The organism is Pseudomonas sp. B21-015, assembly GCF_024749285.1.
Lineage (GTDB): Bacteria > Pseudomonadota > Gammaproteobacteria > Pseudomonadales > Pseudomonadaceae > Aquipseudomonas.
In genome coordinates this window covers 69,177-85,096 of record NZ_CP087196.1, presented here as the reverse complement: position 1 = coordinate 85,096, position 15,920 = coordinate 69,177, and the positions used below count along the sequence as shown (strand labels likewise).

Genomic DNA, 15,920 nt, shown 5'->3' with positions numbered 1-15,920 from the left:
CCGCGGTTGAGCCAGCGCCGATTAAAGTTAAGAACGGCTTACCACTCGAATATTTTCCACGACGGAATCAGCATATCCGGCTGATCCGAGCGAATGAAGTTACCGTCCGAGCCATCAGCGCGCACCAGGAAATACGGTTTACCGACCTTTGGGGTGACCTTGATGGCATACAAAAAGCCATTTTGCCGATATTCCTGAATGGTTTTATCGCCTTCCGTGCGGATCGTTACATCCGGGTCCGCCGAGGGCGCGTCGTCCGCCGCCATGACAGCCAATGGAGTGATTGCAAACAAGCCAGCCAGCAACAAGCGATTTAGTGTGCGCATGATAACCTTGTCCCTTTGTCGTCAACGGTCCCGCTATTCTAGCGCCGGACCCGCCGAAAAGGTTGATCCTGCTCATGAGCCAAGCCCCCCTCGTCCTGGTGGACGGTTCTTCTTACCTGTACCGCGCTTTTCACGCGTTGCCACCGCTGACCACATCCAAAGGCCTGCCCACCGGTGCGGTCAAAGGCGTATTGAACATGCTCAAGAGTCTGCGCAAGCAGTACCCGGACAGCCCGTTCGCCGTAGTATTCGACGCCAAGGGCGGGACGTTCCGCGACGCGATGTTCGCCGAATACAAGGCCAATCGCCCAAGCATGCCCGACGACATGCGGGTCCAGATCGAGCCGCTGCACGCCAGCGTCAAGGCCCTGGGCTTCCCGCTGCTGTGCGTGGACAACGTTGAAGCGGACGACGTGATTGGCACCCTGGCCCGCAGTAGCGCGGCCGCCGACCGCCCGGTGGTGATCTCCACCGGCGACAAGGACATGGCGCAACTGGTCGACGGGCACATTACCTTGGTCAATACGATGACCGGTAGCGCGCTGGACGTGGAAGGCGTGAAGGAGAAATTCGGCGTCGCTCCCGAGCAGATCATCGATTACCTGGCGCTGATGGGCGATTCGTCCGACAACATTCCAGGCGTTCCGGGTATCGGTCCCAAGACCGCTTCCGGCCTGCTGGTCGGCGTGAACGGCGGCCTGACCGAGCTCTATGCGCAGCTCGACATCGTCCCGACCCTGCCGATTCGCGGCGCCAAAACCCTGCCGGCCAAGCTTGAAGAGCACAAGGAGATGGCGTTTCTCTCCTATCAACTGGCGACGATCAAGATCGACGTGCCGCTGGACATCGGCCTCGATGACCTGCAAATGGGCAAGCCGGATCACGACAAGCTCGCCGAGCTCTACACACTGCTGGAATTCAAGAGCTGGTTCGAAGAGAACCAGCGCGACGCCAAGCGCTCCGGCCAGGAAGTCACCGCGCCAGTCGCCGAAGAAACCATCGCCGGGACTGAACCCAAATACACCACGGTCCTCACCCAGGCGGATTTCGACCTGTGGCTGAAGAAACTCAACGACGCCAAGCTGATTGCCTTCGACACCGAAACTACCGGTATAGACGCTCAGCAAGCGCAGTTGGTAGGCCTGTCCTTCGCGGTACAAGCCAACGAAGCGGCCTACATCCCGTTGACCCACTCCTACATGGGCGTGCCGGATCAGCTTGATCGCGACACCGTGTTGCGGGCACTGAAACCGATTCTGGAAGACCCAGGCAAGCTCAAAGTCGGCCAGCACGCCAAGTTCGACATGAACATCCTGGCCAACTGCGCCATCGGTGGCGATCAGGCTTGCGGCATTACCGTCCAGGGCATTGCCTTCGACACCATGCTCGAATCCTATGTACTGGATTCCACCGCGACCCGCCACGACATGGACAGCCTGGCGCTCAAGTACCTGAGTCACACCACCACCAGTTTTCAGGACATTGCCGGCAAGGGCGCCAAACAGCTGACCTTTGATCAGATATCCCTGGAGCTGGCCGGGCCTTACGCCGCCGAAGACGCCGACATCACTCTGCGCCTGCACCAAACATTGCAAGAAAAGCTCAACGCCATTCCGAGCCTGAGCAAAGTCCTGAGCGAAATCGAAATGCCGCTGGTGCCGGTACTGGCACGGATCGAACGCCAGGGCGCGCTGGTCGATGCCAACCTGCTGGGCATCCAGAGCGTGGAGCTGGGCGAGAAAATGGTCGCTCTGGAGCGTGAGGCGTTTGCCATCGCCGGCGAAGAATTCAACCTCGGGTCGCCGAAGCAACTGGGCGTGATCCTGTACGAAAAACTCGGCTTGCCAATCCTCAACAAAACCGCCAAAGGCCAGGCCTCCACCGCCGAAGCCGTGCTGGCGGAACTGGCCGAGCAGGATTTCCCGCTGCCCAAAGTACTGATGCAGTACCGCTCGATGAGCAAGCTGAAAAGCACCTACACGGACCGGCTGCCAGAGCAGATCAACCCGCGCACCGGGCGGATTCATACCTCGTATCATCAAGCCGTGGCGGCAACCGGGCGTTTGTCATCCAGCGATCCGAACCTGCAGAACATTCCGATACGCACCGCCGAAGGTCGTCGGATTCGTCAGGCGTTCGTCGCCCCCAAAGGCTACAAGCTGCTGGCAGCGGACTACTCGCAGATCGAACTGCGGATCATGGCTCACCTGGCCAAGGACGAAGGCTTGCTGCACGCCTTCCGCAATGACCTGGACGTACACAAAGCCACGGCGGCCGAAGTCTTCGGGGTTGAGTTGGCCGATGTCACCACTGATCAGCGTCGTAGCGCCAAGGCCATCAACTTCGGCCTGATCTATGGAATGAGCGCGTTTGGCCTGGCCAAACAGATCGGCGTTGACCGCAAACAGTCCCAAGCGTACATCGACCGTTACTTCGCCCGTTATCCCGGGGTACTCGAATACATGGAGCGCACGCGCGCCCAGGCCGCCGAACAAGGTTTCGTCGAAACCATCTTCGGTCGTCGTCTGTACTTGCCGGAAATCAACGCCAAGAACCAGGCCCTGCGCAAAGCTGCCGAGCGCACGGCAATCAACGCCCCGATGCAAGGCACCGCGGCGGACATCATCAAGAAAGCCATGGTGGCGGTGGACAACTGGCTGACATCGTCTGGCCTGGACGCCAAAGTCATCCTGCAGGTACACGATGAATTGGTGCTCGAGGTGCGTGAGGACCTGATCGACCAGGTACGGGAGGAGATTCGCGTGCACATGAGCAACGCCGCACAACTGGACGTACCGCTTCTGGTCGAGGTAGGCGTAGGCAACAACTGGGATGAGGCGCACTGAGCCGCCTGAAAAGACATGTGTGCTGCGGCCTGGGTGCCGCAGCACATGACGAAGGGCTATAGAGCGGAAAATGACGACGATTATTTCCAATGGTTTTTGAAAATAGTCTGAACTAAATCCGTGAACCGCCACTCAGAGATACTGAATGGCTGGTGAAGCCCTTCGATGCTCCTATGTTGTGTTAAGTGTTGGCAGATATCTGGACCCCGCCCTAGCGGTCTGGAACTTGAACCCCGGAACTTCTCCCTCCCCATATGAAGTCCGGGGTTTTTTTTGCCTGCCGATTTGTCTCGAGAGCTTTACTCGGCAACCTCGGCACCTTTGTCCGCCAATTCCATCCAGCCCGCCAGCACGGTGTAGGCGTCTTCCAGGCCCATGCGTTTGGGAGCCGAAAACAGCTGGATAGTGACCGTATCGCCCCAACCCTTGCGAATTTCCGACTGAACCTTGAGCAGCGTGTTTTTCGCCGCGCCGTAGGTCAGCTTGTCTGCCTTGGTCAGCAGAATATGCATCGGCATGCCGCTGGCGACGGCCCAATCGAGCATCAGCAAGTCGAAATCGGTCATTGGATGACGGATGTCCATCATCAGAATCAAACCTTTCAAACTCTCGCGACCGCCCAGATAGGCTTCCAGGTGACGCTGCCAGTGCATCTTCAACGGGATCGGCACTTTCGCATAACCGTAACCCGGCAGGTCGACCAGACGGCGTTCATCGTCTAGCTTGAAGAAGTTCAACAGCTGCGTGCGACCTGGCGTTTTTGAGGTCCGCGCGAGGCTGGCGTGCGTCAGGGTGTTCAACGCGCTGGACTTGCCGGCGTTGGAACGCCCGGCGAAGGCCACTTCAAAGCCTTCGTCGTCGGGGCATTGGTCGACTTTGGCGGCGCTGAGCATAAAGGTGGACTGTTGGCACAGGCCGAGGATGGGATTCTTGAGTTGCATGGGATTTCCGATGTGGGCGGCGCCGGGAATGGACGCGGCAAGCAGTGTCGTTTCCGTTTCAGTGACGCCAGTATATAATGCCGCAGATTTTGTGTGCGCTTTGTCCCAGCGTAGGATGAAGTTCACGAGAGCGATTGACCTTGAATGCGCACTAGAACGCAGCACGCTCTCAACCCTGAAAAGGTCGTTTTATGACGAAATGGCTGCTAGCTGCCGGTGTCTTGATGCCGCTTTACAGCGCTCAGGCTACACAGGATCCGGAAGCTGTGTACAACCGTGTTTGTGGTGCCTGTCATTCCGGCCAACTACCCATGGCCCCCCGCAAGGGCGATCAGCAAGCCTGGACGCCGAGGCTGGCGAAAGGTATGGAGACGCTGGTGCAACACGTGACCCAGGGTTTCAAGGCGATGCCGCCGCGTGGTTTGTGCATGGACTGCAGTACCGAGGATTACCAAGCCATCATCCAGTGGATGAGCGAGTAAACCCGGTCCATAACTCTTTAACCCTTAGCCGTAGTTGGATTAGCTGATGAACAAATTGATCGTGAGTCTGCTGTTGACCGTGGGGATCTCCGGCATTGCCCATGCTGCAGGTGATGCGGCTGCTGGCCAGGCGAAAGCCGCAGTATGTGGCGCCTGTCATGGCCCGGATGGCAATAGCATGGCGCCTAACTTTCCGAAACTGGCAGGTCAGGGCGAGCGTTATCTGAACAAGCAGCTGCACGACATCAAGTCCGGCAAACGTACGGTGCTGGAAATGACCGGCCTGCTGACCAACCTGAGCGATCAGGACCTGGCCGATATCGCCGCCTACTTCGCCAGCCAGAAAGGCAGCGTCGGCGCCGCCGACCCTAAAGTCGTGGCTCGCGGTGAAGCACTGTTCCGTGGTGGCGATTTGGCCAAAGGGCTGCCAGCCTGTACCGGTTGCCACTCGCCGAACGGCGCAGGCAACGCAGCAGCGGGCTTCCCGCACCTGGGCGGCCAGCATGCTCAGTACGTCGGCAAGCAACTGGCCGACTTCAGAAAAGAAGAAGGTGGCCGGACCAACGACGGCGATACCAAACCGATGCAAAGCATTGCTAAAAAGCTGAGCGACGAAGATATCGCTGCAGTCTCCAGCTATATTCAAGGCTTGCACTAAGGCCTGTGATCGTGCGTTGTGAGAGATGTACATCTCTTGCAACGTTAACACTCGATTAATCCGTCGATGCAAACATAAAAAGGGTAGCTTTGGCTGCCCTTTTTTGTGGCCGCTGCCGTTACACTACAGAACTCAAGCCCGCCGGAATCTGTTTGAAAACAGGTCGCGCGAGGCGCCCAAATTGTCCAGGAGTAAAGCATGCGTAATCTGATCATCAGCGCCGCACTCGTCGCTGTCAGCCTGTTCGGCATGACCGCCCAAGCCACCGAAAAACCTGAAGCGCCCTATGTCGAACTGAGCAATCCGGTCCCGGTGGCCGAGCCTGGCAAGATCGAAGTCGTGGAGCTGTTCTGGTACGGCTGTCCGCACTGCTATGCCTTCGAACCCGTCATTAACCCATGGGTTGAAAAGCTGCCTTCCGACGTGAATTTCGTGCGTATCCCGGCCATGTTTGGCGGCCCTTGGGATGCACACGGCCAGATGTTCCTGACCCTTGAAGCCATGGGTGTCGAGAGCAAGGTTCACGCTGCCGTGTTCAACGCAATTCAGAAAGAACACAAGAAGCTGACTGACAAAGAAGACATGGCGGAATTCCTGGCGACCCAAGGTGTAGACAAGGAAAAATTCCTGGCCACCTTCGACTCCTTCGCCATCAAGGGCCAGATCAACAAAGCCAAAGAGCTTGCAAAGAAATATGAAATCACCGGCGTGCCTACCATGATCGTCAACGGCAAGTATCGCTTTGACATCGGCTCTGCCGGCGGTGCCGAACAAGCGCTGAAACTGGCCGACCAACTGGTCGCCAAAGAGCGAGCGGCAACCAAGGCCGTCGTCAACTAAGCGCGGCACCTGCCATGCGCCGCTGGGGAACTGAACGCATCGTTGGCCTGCATGACCCGCGGGTCAACGAGCATCACCTGGAATCGACGGGGTTGCCCGTGGACAGCCGTCTGCGTTTGCTCAGTTTCAATATCCAGGTCGGCATCAGTACCGAGCGTTATCGGCACTATCTGACCCGCGGCTGGCAGCATCTGTTGCCGCATACCGGGCGTGCCGACAACCTGCAAAAAATCGGTAATCTGCTGGGCGACTTCGACCTGGTTGCCTTGCAGGAAGTCGATGGCGGCAGCCTGCGATCAGGCTACGTCAATCAGGTCGAACATCTGGCGCAGCTCGGCGCCTTCCCCTACTGGTATCAGCAACTCAATCGCAATCTCGGTCATCTCGGCCAGCACAGCAATGGCGTACTCAGCCGCCTGCGCCCGTGGGCGATTGAAGATCATCCGCTGCCGGGGCCCAAGGGTCGCGGGGCCATTCTGGTGCGCTTCGGCGAAGGTCCGGAGGCGCTTGTGGTGGTGATGATGCACCTGGCGCTGGGCGCTCGCGCCCGTAGCATGCAACTGGCTTACATCCGCGAGTTGATCGGCGGTTATAAACATCAGGTGCTGATGGGCGATATGAACACCCATGCCAGTGACTTGCTGCAACATTCCCCGTTGCGTGATTTAGGCCTGCTCGCGCCGCAACTGGAAGCGACCTTCCCCAGCTGGCGCCCACAGCGTTGCCTGGACCATATTCTGCTGAGCCCCACCCTGACCCTTGAAAAGGTCGAGGTGCTGGCACAACCCATTTCCGATCACCTGCCGGTCGCGGTAGAGATACGTCTGCCGGGCTCGCTCACGGCCGATGCACTCCCCGCGTTGAGTCCTGCCTGAATGAGCGACGAAGCACAGCGCTGGAAAGAGAAATACCTCAAAAGCATCGAACAACAGGAAAAGCTCGAACGTCGATGGGACGCCCGGCTCGACCTGCTGCGTCGCGGGCTGGTGCGCAGCACCCTGGCCGCGGAAGGTACCGATCGCGCCGTTGACCAATGCATGAAGGAAATGCGCGAAGTCGTACGAACCGACGACATGGACGCCGGCCTGGCCGCCTTGCTGCCGCGCCTGGAAAAAGCCGTGCTCGACTCCGAGCAGCGCCGGGAAACCCGGGTCGATCAAGTCAGCGCTGCACTGACGGCACTGGTCTCTCAGCTGCAAGCATTGCCGTTGCCCCGGGAAGTGAGCCGGCCACTGAAGCGTTTCGCCAAGCAACTGGACGGACGCGTAGGTCAGGCCCGAGAAATACCCTTATTGCTCAGCGAACTGAGTGGCCTGCAAGGCAAAGCCTTGAGCCTGCTGGAGAACCCCACAGAGCCTGGCCGCCCGGGTTTGCTGCAGCGCCTGTTCGGTAGCCGGGAAGCGGATGAGACCGCGCCACAGATCGCCGCCCCCGAATTGCAACTGCCTGCCCGACAAACGCTCGAAACGGTTGCAGCACCACTGGCCGAGCCCCCACAAGCGACGGTCAATCTCGCGCCAGCCACCGATAAGCCGCAAGTGGTGTTGCCAGCCGTAGAAGCCCCCTCGCCCACTGCTGCATCCCCTGAGCCACTGGAAATTCAGGCGCCAACAGCGGCACCTGCTGCTGAAGTCGTGGCGTTTGTGCCGCCCATCCTCGAGCCTGAGGCTACGAACAGCCAGGCTCCAGAGCCACAAACCCAGCCGAACATCGAACAGCCGCAAGAGCCGGCTCCATCTATCGCCGTGTCGGCCACTCAAGCTCCGCCGGCAATCAACCCAGATGAGCTGACGCCTGAGGCCGTCGATCCAGAACCGTCAGAACACGACATTCTGTATGCCCTGCCGGACTCACCGGAACCGTCCTACAGCTCTGTCGCCAAGCATATCGAAGACACGCTGCTGGGCCTCCTCGACGACCTGACGCTGCCCGAGCGCCATCGACCGCAAGCCGAGGCGATGCGTAATCGTCTTCAAAACGGTTTGAATTGGTACGAACTGCTACCCATCCTCGACGACCTGGCAACATTGATGCTGGCAATCACCGACAGCGGCCAGCACGAATTCGAAGCGTATTTGCAGCGACTCAACGAACGCCTCGAGTCTTTCCAGAGCAACCTGCAAGCCGCGAGCGAAGGCCACGCCGACAACCGCTCTGCCGCGCGGGAGATGGACACGCAGATTCGCGAGCAAGTCGACGGCTTGCAGAGCAGCATGCAGGAAGCGGCGGACCTTGATGATCTAAAACTGGTGCTGGAAAACCATCTCGAAGGCCTGCTCGGCACCATGGACCAGCACCAGAAGCAGCGCGACGAGCGCGAGCAGGAAGTCGCAGCCCGCCTGCAAAGCCTGGCCGAAAGGGTTGCCCACATGGAGCAGGAAGCGCTGGGCTACCGCGAGCATCTCGAAGAGCAGCGCCAGAAGGCTTTGATCGATCCATTGACCGGCCTGCCGAATCGGGCGGCCTGGAGCGAACGACTGGACCACGAAATCGGTCAATGGCAACAACACGGCAACACCCTGTTGCTGGCGATGCTCGACCTCGACCATTTCAAACGCATCAACGACAACTACGGCCATCTGGCGGGCGACAAGGTACTAAAAATCATCGCCAGCGTGCTACGCAAGCGTCTGCGCGGAACGGACTTCATTGCCAGGTTCGGCGGTGAGGAGTTTGTGCTGTTGATGCCTGCCACGGCGCCGATGGTCGGCGCGAAATTGCTGGAAACCTTGCGCGCATCGATTGAAGCCTGCCCGTTCCACTTCAAGGGTGAGCGAGTCACCATTACCATCTCCATGGGGCTGACCGCATTCAAACCGGGCGAACATAGCGATCTTGTACTTAAAAGAGCCGATCAGGCGCTATATCGTGCGAAAAATACTGGCCGCAATCGGATAGAACTTGGCTGACGGCCAATTGTTCCATTTTGTTTAAAAGAGCGCTTTTGCCGTCGGCGCCGCAAGGCAATACGTTACACTGTTGCATTATTGTCTTGCGTGTATTGCCTCCCGCCATGAAATGTCTTGCTCTTATCGCGTCGCTGCTTCTATTAGCCGGTTGTGCCAGCGGCCCCCGGATTGACACCAGCCACCCTTCAGCCAATCACGACAGCCGTATTCAGTTCGTGGTGATGCATTACACCTCCGCATCTCTGGAGAACTCGCTGCAATTGCTGACTCATGGCGAGGTCAGCAGCCATTACCTGATCGGCGACGACGAGCACGCCACCATTTATAAGCTGATGGATGAAAATCTTCGGGCCTGGCACGCGGGTGAAAGCGAATGGCAAGGCCGGACTTGGCTGAACTCCAGTTCCATTGGCATCGAAATCGTCAATCCAGGCTTCCAGGACAGCCCGACCGGGCGCCTCTGGTATCCCTACAGCGAAGCCCAGGTTCAGTCGATGATCTTCCTGCTCAAGGACATCAGCAAACGCCATGGCATCAGCCCCCGCCATATCATCGGCCATAGCGACATCGCCCCCATGCGCAAGCTCGATCCCGGCCCGCTGTTTCCCTGGCAGCGCCTGGCTGCCGAAGGCCTGGGAATCTGGCCGAATGAGCAGGCCGTAGCGCGTCAGCAAGCGCAGTTCGCCGTACAGCTGCCAAGCATCAGCTGGTTTCAGGAACAGCTTGCCCGCCTGGGCTACGCCACGCCGCAAACCGGCGAACTGGATGACGCAACACGCAATGTGCTGGCGGCCTTTCAACTGCATTTCCGCCCGTCCCGTTTCGACGGCACGCCGGACGCGCAAACCGCGGCGCTGCTGCAGGTGTTGAACCAGACAAAATAATGACGCCCGCCCGACGGTCAGGGCTTTTTCTCAATCAGCAGCTATAACTCATTGGTAATTCTTCGGATATTCCATGATGCCTGCTGCTCGAGAGAGACTGCATAGCTGGTTTTATCGCCCTTGGTTTCTGGCGATGCTGGCTACTGCCTTGAGCGCAACGCTATTGATGACCGGCAGTCTTTTCGTGGCGATGAATCAGGTCGAGCAGAACGAAAGCCAGGAAATGAATGCCCAGGGGGAGCGCTTCCTGGCCCGCCTGGAGCAGCTATTTGGGCAGCTGCGCGAAAGTCTCGATGACCTGGAAGCCCAACCGCTGCGAGGCTGCGATGACGAAATGATCGCTACCTTGCAGCAAGTCAGCTTCAATTACCGCTTCGTTTATGAAGCTGCTTATATGGACGCTTCGCGAATCTGCTCCAACCGCCCCCGCCAGGAAGGGCTGTCGCTGATCCGACCGCCGGACATCAAGGGCCCCACCTACAGTTATTGGCTAAACACCACCACCGAACCCGATGAGAACCGCGCCGCGCTGATGCTTGGGCGTGGCAATTTCCGGGTTGCGACGTCCCGCGGGCATTTGACCGACATGGTTGATCTGTCTCCGGGGAGCAGCCTGCTGGTGGTACTCGACCACGACACCCGCGCCATTCCGGTACTCGGTGTCGCGCAGGTCTGGCCCCCGACAGAGCCCTGGCCCCCCAAAAGCCATGATGCACTGCAAATCACCCCTACCCGCCTGATTTATCGAATGCCAACCAACACCCCTGAGTACCAACTGGTACTGATCACTCCGCGCACCGGGATGCATGTACCGGCGGTATGGTGGTGGCTGCTGCCGGCCAGCCTCGCGCTGAGTGCTTCTGTAGGCATTCTGGTGTTTCTGCTGGTGCGCCAGCGTCAGTCACTGGATGCCGAACTGCACGGCGCCATACGGCGAGGCGAGTTGCAGGTGCTGTATCAACCGATCTTCGACCTCGACAGCCGCAACTGCGTCGGTGCCGAAGCCTTGCTGCGCTGGCGAAGACCGGACGGTACGCTGACCAGCCCCGATCTGTTCATTCCGATGGCAGAGAACACCGGCCAGATCCGCCAGATGACCGACTTCGTATTGCAGCGCCTGCTGGAACAGCTCGGGCAACTGTTGCGCGCCAATCCGCAGCTGTACATCTCGGTCAACCTGGCGGCCTGCGACGTCATGGTGCCGCGTATCGGCGAGGTCATCGCGCGCTTGCTGACCTTGCACCGGGTAGCCGCCAGGCAGATTGCCTTCGAGGTGACCGAGCGCGGACTGGTGGATGTCGTGGTGGCCAGAGAAAACCTGCAAGCCTTGCGCGATGTCGGGCATCAGGTGCTGATCGATGACTTTGGTACCGGCTATTGCAGCCTCGCCTACCTGCAAACCCTGCCGGTGGACTGCCTGAAAATCGACAAGGCGTTTATCGACGCGCTGGGCCATGACGCCGCCAGTAGCGGCGTGGCGCCGCACATCATTCGCATGGCCCAGGCCCTGCAACTCAAGGTGATTGCAGAAGGCATCGAACATGAAGCCCAAGCGGTGTTTCTGAGCAGCGAAGGAGTGAAGTTCGGTCAGGGCTGGCTGTTCGCACATGCCTTGAGCGCTGTGCAGTTCATCGAACTGATTACCCGTGGCCGCCGACTGACCGCGCGACGTCTGGATGACGAAGCCTGAAATGGCTCAGACTTATACCGCCAGCGCCATGTAGAACTGCGAACCCTGCCCCGGCCGCGAATAAACACCCATCCGCCCACCGTGCAGCTGCACGATTTCCTTGCACAGTGCCAGCCCGAGCCCGGCGCCGCCCTTCTTGCGGCCGACCTGAACAAAGGGCTCGAAGATCCGTCCCTGTTGGCCGTAGGCAATGCCTTCGCCGTTGTCCTCGACACTGATAATCACCCGCTCACCATGGCGCCGGGCCTGCAAACGTATCAGCCCGTCGCGGGAGGTATGGCGCAAGGCGTTGTCGATCAGGTTGTCGAGCACCCGCTCCAGTTGCGCCTGATCGGCTTGCAGTCGCGGCAACGGCCCTTGCACTTCCACCAGCAGCTCAATGCCTTTTTCCCGCGCCGGGCCGGAAAAACGTGCCTGGGCCTGATCCAGCAAATCCTCAATGGAGCATGGCGCCAGCGTGAGTTTTTGCAGGCCGTTCTGATAGCGAGAGAAATTCAGCAGGTCGTTGATCAACTGCATCAAGCGCTGCATTTCTTCATTCACAGTATCCAGCAGGTCGGCTTCGCGGGAGTCTTCGGCAAAATGCGTCCGCTCGCGGAACAGGCCGAATGCCATGTGCATCCCGGTGACGGGCGTGCGCAATTCATGAGAAGCACGCAAAACGAACTCGCTGCGCACCCGTTCGAAGGCACGCTGTTCCGTGACGTCATGCAGCACCATCACCGCGCCGAGAATATGACCCTGGGTATGGCTGACCGGCGTCAGGCTATACGTCAGCAATCGTGACTCACCATCGACCTCGATGCTCAAGTCGTCCGGCGCTCGCTCCAGAGTGCCGCCGCGCAGCACCAGTTGCAGTTGCTCATCCAGTTCGGGACGCTCAAGCGCCGTGCCCAGCCCTTGGCCGAGACGATCGGTGTCCCAGCCTAACTGGCGCTGAGCCACCGGATTGAGGTGCTCGAGATGCCCTTGGCGATCGATCATCAACAACCCGTCGTCGATGCTGTCGAGCACCGCCTGCAAGCGTTGCTGGCCGGCGAGCAGCTCGTCGATATTTGTCGCCTGATGCTCTCGCAGGGCCTCGGCCATGATCCCGAAACGTCGGGTCAGCTGGCTCATTTCCACCGCCGAGGAAATCGGCAGGGTCACTTCGAAATTGCCTTGGCCAATGTTGTCAGCCGCCGCCGCCAGGGCCTCGATCGGGGCCCCGAAACGCTGGGCGATCCCATGGGCGGTAATGAACCCGATGAACAGCACCGCCACCCCGACCAGCCCAATCAGGCCGGCAATCAGCAACGCCCGTTCCCGGGCCTGGCGTTCGGTCTCATTGATGTTGTCGAGTGCGCGCTTCTGTTCGGAGATCAAACCGTTGCGCAGCACGTTGAATTTTTCCGTGAGATCCCCGCTGCCACTGAGTACCTGTACCGGAGCGCGGGAAAGATCGACGGCCTGCAATAAGCTCTGATAATCAGCCTTGGCCTTTTTGAAGCCGGACTGGGCTCCCTCGCTGGGCGGCTCATGGGCAATGCCTTCGTCAAGCAATTCGAGGGAACGCTGCCTGGATGCCTCGAACGCCGCAGGATCAGGGGTCTCGCCAAGCATCATGATCAGTTGGTCGCCCAGGGTCTGACGCAGTTTCAACCCCAGGTCCAGTCTGACGAAATTGTCACGGATCAGCGCCTCCTGAGTCCCGGCCATCTGCATCACACTGACCAGCCCGAGCAGGAGCCCGAGCAGCGCCACCGTAATCAGAGCGGAAATACTCAGAAACAGCCGAGTGCGCAACGTCATCGCCAGTCTCATCAGGTACGGCTCACAGGTTGTACTGCTTGCGTTTGCGGTACAGGGTCGAGGCATCGATACCCAAAGTCTTGGCCGCCTGATCCAGCGTGTCGGCCGTGGCCAGGACCGCGCCGATGTGGGCTTTCTCCAACTCATCCAGGCTTAACGCAGCGCCAATTCGCGGCGCAGTGTTGACCGGGGTCTCGGCCATGCCCAGGTGGCTGAGTTCGACTCGTTCCTGCGGACAAATTATGCTCGCGCGCTCCACCACGTTGCGCAGCTCACGGATATTACCCGGCCATCGGTAGCTGAGCAGCGCTTCACGGGCCTCGTCGCTGAAACACCGGGCCGGACGCGAGTACTCCTTGACGAAGCGCGCCAGGAAACGCTCAGCCAGGGTCAGAATGTCTTCCCTGCGTTCGCGAAGCGGCGGCAGGTGCAAGGTGATGACGTTCAGTCGATAGAGCAAGTCTTCACGAAAACGGCCGTCGCGGACCATGTCTTCAAGATTGAGGTTGGTGGCGGCAAGGATTCGCACGTCGGCACGACGGGTCACCGGATCGCCCACGCGCTCGTATTCCTTGTCCTGAATGAAACGCAGCAACTTTGGTTGCAAAGTCAGAGGAAAATCGCCGATTTCGTCGAGAAACAACGTTCCTCCGTCGGCCTGATTGACACGACCCAGAGTGCTTTCGCTGGCTCCGGTGAACGCCCCACGGCTGTGGCCGAAGAGTTCACTGTCCATTAACTCTGCCGTAAGAGACGGGCAGTTGATGGTGACGCAGGATTTCTTCTGGCGTTTGCTCCAGCCGTGAATGGCCTGTGACAGTTCACCTTTACCGGTGCCCGACTCGCCAAGAATAAGGATGTTGGCGTCCGTACTGGCGACCTGGCGTGCGGTTTCAAGCACCACCTTCATGGCCGGGCTGTGGGAATCCAGACCCTCCTTGGGTTTACGCACCTCACCTTCGAGGGCTTCCAGGCGCGCCGAGAGCTGCCGCACTTCCAGTTGCTTGGCGGTGGCCAGACGCAACTGGTCGGGACTGCAAGGTTTGACCAGATAGTCGGCGGCACCGGCCTGAATCGAGTCCACGGCAGTGTCCACGGCCGAGTGGGCAGTGACGATCACCACCCGCATCCAGGGCGCCTGGATACGCATCTGGGCCAGCACATCGAGCCCGTTATCTTCGCCAAGGCGCAAATCGAGGAAGCACAAATCGAAAACCTGACGCTGCAACAAGGCTTCGGCCTGGGCAGCGCTGGTCGCGGTGGCCACGCTGTAGCCTTCGTCTTCGAGGCAATAGCGAAAGGTTCGAAGGATGGCGGACTCATCATCCACCAGCAGAATACGGCCTTGATGCTCAGTGGCTGATTCCATGTTCCTACGCTCCTTTGGTTGATGATCTTGGTTAGGCCCGGAAAAATCGGGCAAGTTGCATGATTGATTCTGGTCGATTCCAGCCACAACAGAGCAGCTATCTGCTCAGTACCTGGCTAACCAACAAATTTATTTGGTTTTTTATTAATTGATCATTCTTTCGGCGATTGCCTGCGTCCCTTTCTGACATCTGCGCCCTTCCCTCAATTCCAAAAACATTGAAAGTTTCGGTGATCTCATCGTGCATTACGCACGACCTCAGAAGAGCCATCGTGCAGGATGCGTCCAAAACGATTTCCACAAATCGTTTAACCCATTGATTTTAATGATATTTATTCTGATAAAAAGCTGGCATGCAGGCTGCAATTGTCTGAGTAGTCAGGGCAAGGACCAGTGCCCGTCACCAGATCACCACCCGTGTGGGAGGACTTCAGGATGAATCACCAACGTGCCGCCCAATTGCGTATCTCGCCACTGCATGTCCAGCAAGGCTTGTTTGCCCTGCTGGCGCTGTTGATCACCTTAATTGTCGGTCAGCAGTTCTTGCGTTGGGAGCAGAGCCAGCAGCCAGATGCGCCGCAGCTGTCGATTCCACACGCATCCCAAACCCACTTCAGCGCCGTCAGCAGCGACCAGGCAGACAGCGCCTCGATGCGAATGATGAGCGTCGACCAGGCCCGGCCTGTGGATGAAACGTCCCCGCAGGAACGTTGGGTGTTTTAAGCAAATGAACTTGGCGCGCCTGATGCGCCGGGAAAGGCACCACAAGCAACACCTTTAAACAGAAGTGTAAGGAGAATCGCCATGTTGAGCTGGGCAATCACATTCCTGATCATTGCCATCATCGCCGCAGTACTGGGCTTCGGTGGTATCGCGGGCACCGCCACGGGTATCGCCAAGATTCTCTTTGTCGTATTCCTGGTGATGTTTATCGCTTCTTTCTTCTTTGGCCGTCGCGGTCGAGGCTGAGTATCAGCGTTTCGAAGACACTCGCGACAAGTACCGGGTCGGGGCCGTTCTGCGAAACGCAACAGACGAAATACGAAAGAGGCCTTGGCGCTTCTTTTCACTGCGCTACCCGAGGACGGTAGACGCATGACCAAGGGGTCGGGACGTTCTGACTGCTTCAGGGTCGGAGTGACCTACGGATACAGGGAGTGCCTGCGCAAGGGCCGGGTCAGGTA

14 protein-coding genes are annotated in these 15,920 nt (G+C 58.9%); 10 read left to right on the top strand and 4 right to left on the bottom strand.

All coding sequences use genetic code 11. The features are described 5' to 3' along the window. Positions 1–38: 38 nt before the first annotated feature. Complete coding sequence (locus LOY38_RS00380; protein WP_008076254.1) at positions 39–326, bottom strand: DUF2782 domain-containing protein; 288 nt, start codon at positions 324–326, stop codon at positions 39–41. 74 nt (positions 327–400) lie between these two features. Between LOY38_RS00380 and polA the strand changes: the two genes are divergently transcribed. Beyond that, positions 401–3,172 carry a DNA polymerase I gene (gene polA / locus LOY38_RS00375; RefSeq protein WP_258698387.1) on the top strand — a complete coding sequence of 924 codons (2,772 nt, stop codon included), beginning with the start codon at positions 401–403 and terminating at the stop codon, positions 3,170–3,172. A gap of 299 nt (positions 3,173–3,471) precedes the next feature. On the opposite strand, the gene yihA is transcribed toward polA, so the two are convergent. Continuing rightward, positions 3,472–4,113: a ribosome biogenesis GTP-binding protein YihA/YsxC gene (gene yihA, locus LOY38_RS00370; RefSeq protein WP_258698386.1), complete on the bottom strand. Its 642-nt coding sequence runs from the start codon at positions 4,111–4,113 to the stop codon at positions 3,472–3,474. 191 nt (positions 4,114–4,304) lie between these two features. Between yihA and LOY38_RS00365 the strand changes: the two genes are divergently transcribed. The 7 genes from LOY38_RS00365 (at position 4,305) to LOY38_RS00335 (ending at position 11,576) form a co-directional block, all read left to right on the top strand. Continuing rightward, complete coding sequence (locus tag LOY38_RS00365) at positions 4,305–4,595, top strand: cytochrome c5 family protein (RefSeq protein WP_258698385.1); 291 nt, start codon at positions 4,305–4,307, stop codon at positions 4,593–4,595. 46 nt (positions 4,596–4,641) lie between these two features. After that, complete coding sequence (locus tag LOY38_RS00360; protein ID WP_258698384.1) at positions 4,642–5,253, top strand: cytochrome c; 612 nt, start codon at positions 4,642–4,644, stop codon at positions 5,251–5,253. A gap of 198 nt (positions 5,254–5,451) precedes the next feature. Beyond that, a complete protein-coding gene (locus LOY38_RS00355) occupies positions 5,452–6,093 on the top strand; it encodes a thiol:disulfide interchange protein DsbA/DsbL (protein WP_258698383.1) in 642 nt (213 codons plus the stop codon). A 14-nt stretch (positions 6,094–6,107) separates the two neighbouring features. After that, positions 6,108–6,968 (top strand): endonuclease/exonuclease/phosphatase family protein, encoded by an 861-nt coding sequence (locus LOY38_RS00350; RefSeq protein WP_258698382.1) that lies wholly within the window; start codon positions 6,108–6,110, stop codon positions 6,966–6,968. After that, positions 6,969–9,002, top strand: a complete 2,034-nt coding sequence (locus LOY38_RS00345) for a diguanylate cyclase (RefSeq protein WP_258698381.1) — start codon at positions 6,969–6,971, stop codon at positions 9,000–9,002. It begins immediately after the preceding gene. Between the two features lie 104 nt (positions 9,003–9,106). Then, positions 9,107–9,886 (top strand): N-acetylmuramoyl-L-alanine amidase, encoded by a 780-nt coding sequence (locus tag LOY38_RS00340; RefSeq protein ID WP_258698380.1) that lies wholly within the window; start codon positions 9,107–9,109, stop codon positions 9,884–9,886. A 73-nt stretch (positions 9,887–9,959) separates the two neighbouring features. Then, the gene (locus tag LOY38_RS00335) at positions 9,960–11,576 is read left to right on the top strand and encodes an EAL domain-containing protein (protein WP_258698379.1); all 1,617 of its coding nucleotides are present in this window, start codon (positions 9,960–9,962) and stop codon (positions 11,574–11,576) included. Between the two features lie 12 nt (positions 11,577–11,588). Here the strand turns inward: LOY38_RS00335 and LOY38_RS00330 are convergent, their stop codons facing one another. Beyond that, entirely contained in the window at positions 11,589–13,379 is a 1,791-nt protein-coding gene (locus LOY38_RS00330; protein WP_258698378.1) for a KinB sensor domain-containing domain, read from the bottom strand. Positions 13,380–13,389: 10 nt separating this feature from the next. Then, the gene (algB, locus tag LOY38_RS00325) at positions 13,390–14,736 is read right to left on the bottom strand and encodes a sigma-54-dependent response regulator transcription factor AlgB (RefSeq protein ID WP_258698377.1); all 1,347 of its coding nucleotides are present in this window, start codon (positions 14,734–14,736) and stop codon (positions 13,390–13,392) included. 435 nt (positions 14,737–15,171) lie between these two features. Between algB and LOY38_RS00320 the strand changes: the two genes are divergently transcribed. Together LOY38_RS00320 and LOY38_RS00315 are read left to right on the top strand one after the other, a co-directional pair. Next, a complete protein-coding gene (locus tag LOY38_RS00320) occupies positions 15,172–15,459 on the top strand; it encodes a hypothetical protein (RefSeq protein WP_258698376.1) in 288 nt (95 codons plus the stop codon). Between the two features lie 81 nt (positions 15,460–15,540). Next, positions 15,541–15,705 (top strand): DUF1328 domain-containing protein, encoded by a 165-nt coding sequence (locus LOY38_RS00315; RefSeq protein ID WP_003177151.1) that lies wholly within the window; start codon positions 15,541–15,543, stop codon positions 15,703–15,705. Positions 15,706–15,920: the final 215 nt, after the last annotated feature.